The following is a 4,869-nucleotide window of genomic DNA, read 5'->3' as shown; positions in this document are numbered from 1 at the left end:
GGCCAGCGCGGCGACCGGCCCGGCGACGGTACGGATCCTCATGCGAACTCCCCTGGTCAGGCACCCCGTTCGGGTACCCGACCAGCCTCGCCCGGGAGCCGGGCGGCGGCCATCTGCCGAACGGCCCCACCCGCGCGGGCGCGCTACGCCGATCGGCACAGGGCCCGCGCCTCACAGCGCGTCGAGGTACCGCCTGATCTCGCGGGGCCGGTTGGTGATGATGGTGTCCACGCCGAGGCGCAGGCACAGCTCGACGTCGTCGAGCTCGTCCACGGTCCACACCCGCACCCGCAGCCCCTTGGCCTTCAGGCGCCCCACCAGCCCCGGATCCCGGCGCACCAGGTCGATGCCCGGACCGGCGTGGCCGGCGAAGGGCGGGCGCGGGGGGCGGACGGCCCGCTCGATGAGGTACACCGACGGCAGGCCGGGCGCGAGCCGGTGGAGGCGTTGCAGCGCGGTCCGCGAGAAGCTCATCACCTCGACACGCCCGTCGGCGCCGTCCGCGAGCCCGTGGTCCTTGAGGACCCGCACCAGCTCGGCCTCCAGGCGGCCGCCCGCGCGGCTGGGGTGCTTGGTCTCGACGGCCAACCCCACCCGGCGGTCGGCGGTCAGGGCCTCCTTGAGCAGGTCCTCGAACAGCAGCACCTGCGCGCCCCGGTGCTGCTCGCCCTTCCACCCGCCGAAGTCCAGCGCGGCCAGCTCGGCGTAGGTCATCGCGGAGACGGTGCCGCGCCCGTCGGAGGTCCGCTCCACCCGCCGGTCGTGCACGCACACCAGCCGCCCGTCGGCGGTCAGCCGCACATCGCACTCCAGGGCGTCCGCCCCGTCGGCGATGGCCTGCCGGTAGGCGGCGAGGGTGTGCTCGGGGTGCTCGTGGGAGGCCCCCCGATGGGCGATGACCCGCACGTCGCGTGCGGTACGAAGCGGTGACTGCGTCATACGGCGAACGTTATCGGGATGCGGCGAACCACCGGCCACCGCATGCTGCCCGGATGACCGGACACCCGACGACGACGAGCCCGCACCCCGAACCGTGCGCGGACTGCGTCCAGGAGGAGTGGCAGACCGCCGAGCCCGGTCCGGCCGGCGGGCTGCGCTGGTACGCGCAGCACCACTGCCCGCGCCACGACGTGCTGTCCTGCGACCGCGGCCGCGGCGTGCCCCCGCGGTGGGTCCGCGACCGCATCGCGGCCAGCGAGGGGACCGTCCGCCTGACGGTGGGCGGTCGTGACGGCATCCCCGTCGCCCTGCTGCGCCGGGTCTACGCCCTCGGCCTCGCCGAGCTCACCACCGCCCGGGCGGAGGGCTGGTGGGCCACCCCGGTGGAAGCCCGGTTCCTGGTGGAGCGGGCGGGCGTGGAAGGGGCGCGGCGGGCTGCACGAGGTCGGGGCGGCCGGTCTCCAGGAAGCGGCTGACGGAGCGTCGCAGGAGGTCGAGGAACTCGGCGAGGTCGCGCGCGACCGGGTCGAACTCGGCGTCCTCCGAGGCGCCCCGGGAGCGCCGCACGGCGCCGTCCGGCCGACCGCGTACAGGATCCCCCCGCCGTCGGAGCCGATCAGGACGGCGGGCGACGACGTGCCCGACCCCGGCAGGACCAGGCGCTCGCCGAGCGCCTGGGCGCCGGGGTGGAGGAAGTAGCCGTTGCCCACGTCGCTCATGGTCACGGCGCCGGTCTCGCCGTAGTACCCGGCGAGGTCGGCGAAGGCCGCCGACTCCTGGGCGAGCCGCCGGGCGGCGGCCCGGTCGTCGGCGTCGGGAGGGTGGACCGCGTTCTCGCCCGGCTCGTAGCCGTGAGGGGAGGGGCCGTCGTACGCGTCACGCACGGCCCCATCCTCACATCCCGTCCCGGACCGGGTCCCCGCCCGGTGGCGGGGCCCCGGTCCGGCGCGGGTCAGGACAGGCCCGGGCCGCGGACCGGGATGTGGGTGAACGTCGGCTCGGGCGCCGGGTTCTGGAAGAAGTCGTTGCCCTTGTCGTCCACGACGATGAACGCCGGGAAGTCCTCGACCTCGATCTTCCAGACGGCCTCCATGCCGAGCTCCTCGTACTCCAGGACCTCGACCTTCTTGATGCAGTCCTGGGCCAGCCGCGCCGCCGGGCCGCCGATCGAGCCCAGGTAGAAGCCGCCGTGCGTGCCGCAGGCGTCCGTCACCTGCTGCGAGCGGTTGCCCTTGGCCAGCATGACCTTCGAGCCGCCCGCCGCCTGGAACTGGGCGACGTAGGAGTCCATCCGGCCGGCCGTGGTCGGGCCGAAGGAGCCCGAGGCGTAGCCCTCGGGGGTCTTGGCCGGGCCGGCGTAGTACACCGGGTGGTCCTTGAGGTACTGCGGCATGTCCTCGCCCGCGTCCAGCCGCTCCTTGATCTTGGCGTGGGCGATGTCGCGCGCCACGACCAGCGGGCCGGTCAGGGACAGCCGGGTCTTGACCGGGTGCTTGGTCAGCTCCGCGAGGATCTCGTCCATCGGCTGGTTGAGGTCGATGTTCACGACCTCGCCGCCGGAGAGGTGGTCCTCGGTGGTGTCCGGCAGGAAGCGCGCCGGGTCGCGCTCCAGCTGCTCCAGGAAGACGCCCTCGGCGGTGATCTTCGCGACCGCCTGGCGGTCGGCCGAGCAGGAGACGGCGATCGCGACCGGGCAGGACGCGCCGTGCCGCGGCAGGCGCACCACGCGCACGTCGTGGCAGAAGTACTTGCCGCCGAACTGCGCGCCGATGCCGAGCTTCTGGGTCAGCTCGAAGACCTTCTCCTCCAGCTCCAGGTCACGGAAGCCGTGCCCGAGCGGCGAGCCCTCGGTGGGCAGCTCGTCCAGGTAGTGCGCGGAGGCGTACTTGGCCGTCTTCAGCGCGTGCTCGGCCGAGGTGCCGCCGACGACGATCGCCAGGTGGTACGGCGGGCAGGCGGCCGTGCCCAGGGAGCGGATCTTCTCCTCCAGGAACTTCATCATGGAGGCCTCGTTGAGGACGGCCTTCGTCTCCTGGTACAGGAACGACTTGTTGGCCGAACCGCCGCCCTTGGCCATGAAGAGGAACTTGTACGCACCGCCGTCGGTGGCGTACAGCTCGATCTGCGCGGGCAGGTTGGAGCCGGTGTTCTTCTCGTCCCACATGGTCAGCGGGGCCATCTGCGAGTACCGCAGGTTCAGCTCGGTGTACGCGTCGTAGATGCCGCGGGAGAGGGCCTCCTCGTCACCGCCGGAGGTCAGCACGTTCTGGCCGCGCTTGCCCATGACGATCGCGGTGCCGGTGTCCTGGCACATCGGGAGCACGCCCGCGGCCGCGATGTTCGCGTTCTTCAGCAGGTCCAGCGCGACGAACTTGTCGTTGGCCGAGGCCTCCGGGTCGTCGATGATCCGGCGCAGCTGGGCGAGGTGCGCCGGGCGCAGGAAGTGCTGGATGTCGTGGATGGCCTCGGCCGCCAGCTTGCGCAGCGCCTCCGGCTCGACCTTGAGGAACGTACGGCCGTCCGCCTCGAACGTGGAGACGCCCTCGGACGTCACCAGGCGGTAGGGAGTCTTGTCCTCCCCCAGGGGGAGCAGGTCGGTGTACGCGAACTCCGGCATGTGGCCATTCCTCACTCGGCAGACAGCGCTGGCGACCTATTGGCAGCGCAGTCCACCAGGTTAGGTCCTGAGCCCCGGCCCGTGTCTGTGAGGTAAGGCTCACCCAGCACTATCGCGATCTATCGTGTCTGGCTATGCTGGCCGCCGTGGACCTGGAAAAGCACCCTGCTGCCCCTGCCCCTGCCCCTGCGCCCACCCCGGGCCCGGGCCCCGTCCCCGGCCCGGCCCAGCTGCGCGCCTCCGACGCCGACCGGGACCGGATCGCGCAGATCCTGGGCGACGCCCTCGCCGAGGGCCGGCTGAACGCCGAGGAGCACTCCGAGCGCCTGGACTCCCTCTACGCCGTCAAGACCGTCGGCGAGCTGGAGCTGCTGGTACGGGACCTGCCCGTGCCCGGCGGCGCCGCGGCGGGCCGGAGCGCGGCGGGCGGCTTCCCCACGGGCTTCCCCGGCGCCGCCCCCGCCTCGCCCGCCGCCGTCCCGCTGGGCGCCGGCTTCGCCGAGAACGTGGTCGCGGTGTGCAGCAGTTCCACCCGCAAGGGCCGCTGGCGGCCCGCCGCGCGGACCCGGGCCGTGTCCGTCCTGGGGGACGTGACCATCGACCTCACCGAGGCCGTGTTCGAGCAGCAGGTCACCGAGATCGACGTGACCTGCGTGCTGGGAAATGTCGAAATCAAGGTCCCGGAAAATGTGGCCCTCCGCGGATACGGAAGCGGAGTTCTCGGCAATTTCGAGGTGTACGGAGAAGGCCGCGCGGAGGCCGATCCCCAGGCCCCCGTGGTGATCGTCCGCGGATTCGCGCTGCTGGGCAATATCGAGGCCCGGCCCAAGCCGGGCGCACGCATCGTCGACCTCGCGATGCGGTTGCGCAAGCGGCTGGACGCCTGACGCCTTGCGGAGGGTTGTATTTCGGTCGAAGTTCCCCTGGGCGACACGGAGTGCATAGCGCCGCACACAGCGGGTAGAGACAGGTGCATCGTCTCTCGCTCGCGAATCCGTCGTCAGGAGTAGACCGTGCAGCAACCGCCGCATCAGTCCCTGCAGGCAGTGGCCGTCAAGAGCCTCCCGGCTCTGCCCAAGCCACGGGTGCCCGCCAGGGAAGAGGACGGCCCATGGCACGCGGAGGCCGTGTGCCGCCGGGACGAGGCGGGACTGTTCTTCGCCCCCTCCAAGGAGCCGACCGCGGCCCGGCTCTCGCGCGAGGAGGCCGCCAAGCGGCTGTGCGCCCGCTGCCCGGTCATGGTCGCCTGCCGCGAGCACGCGCTGCTCCAGCCCGAGCCGTACGGCGTGTGGGGCGGGCTGACGGCCGCCGAG

5 protein-coding genes are annotated in these 4,869 nt (G+C 72.6%); 3 read left to right on the top strand and 2 right to left on the bottom strand.

What is annotated here, in order from left to right:
* Nucleotides 1-171: 171 nt before the first annotated feature.
* A complete protein-coding gene (locus LG632_RS29470) occupies nucleotides 172-939 on the bottom strand; it encodes a glycerophosphodiester phosphodiesterase (RefSeq protein ID WP_226730988.1) in 768 nt (255 codons plus the stop codon).
* Nucleotides 940-992: 53 nt separating this feature from the next.
* Between LG632_RS29470 and LG632_RS29465 the strand changes: the two genes are divergently transcribed.
* The gene (locus LG632_RS29465; protein ID WP_226730987.1) at nucleotides 993-1,415 is read left to right on the top strand and encodes a hypothetical protein; all 423 of its coding nucleotides are present in this window, start codon (nucleotides 993-995) and stop codon (nucleotides 1,413-1,415) included.
* A 476-nt stretch (nucleotides 1,416-1,891) separates the two neighbouring features.
* On the opposite strand, the gene LG632_RS29460 is transcribed toward LG632_RS29465, so the two are convergent.
* Nucleotides 1,892-3,556, bottom strand: coding sequence for a fumarate hydratase (locus LG632_RS29460; protein WP_226730986.1), 1,665 nt, complete (start codon nucleotides 3,554-3,556; stop codon nucleotides 1,892-1,894).
* Between the two features lie 146 nt (nucleotides 3,557-3,702).
* Between LG632_RS29460 and LG632_RS29455 the strand changes: the two genes are divergently transcribed.
* Both LG632_RS29455 and LG632_RS29450 read left to right on the top strand, forming a co-directional pair.
* Nucleotides 3,703-4,443, top strand: coding sequence for a DUF1707 SHOCT-like domain-containing protein (locus LG632_RS29455; RefSeq protein WP_226730985.1), 741 nt, complete (start codon nucleotides 3,703-3,705; stop codon nucleotides 4,441-4,443).
* 126 nt (nucleotides 4,444-4,569) lie between these two features.
* Nucleotides 4,570-4,869 (top strand): WhiB family transcriptional regulator (locus LG632_RS29450; RefSeq protein ID WP_226730984.1); only part of this gene is annotated, 300 nt, incomplete at its 3' end.

This window comes from Streptomyces antimicrobicus, assembly GCF_020532625.1.
In the GTDB taxonomy this organism is placed as follows: Bacteria; Actinomycetota; Actinomycetes; order Streptomycetales; family Streptomycetaceae; genus Streptomyces; species Streptomyces antimicrobicus.
This window is presented reverse-complemented; position numbering and strand designations above follow the sequence as displayed.

Excerpts from the sequence above, each read along its gene's own strand:
- LG632_RS29460 (WP_226730986.1), bottom strand. The coding sequence starts at position 3,556 with ATGCCGGAGTTCGCGTACACCGACCTGCTCCCCCTGGGGGAGGACAAG.
- LG632_RS29470 (WP_226730988.1), bottom strand. The coding sequence starts at position 939 with ATGACGCAGTCACCGCTTCGTACCGCACGCGACGTGCGGGTCATCGCC.
- LG632_RS29465 (WP_226730987.1), top strand. The coding sequence starts at position 993 with ATGACCGGACACCCGACGACGACGAGCCCGCACCCCGAACCGTGCGCG.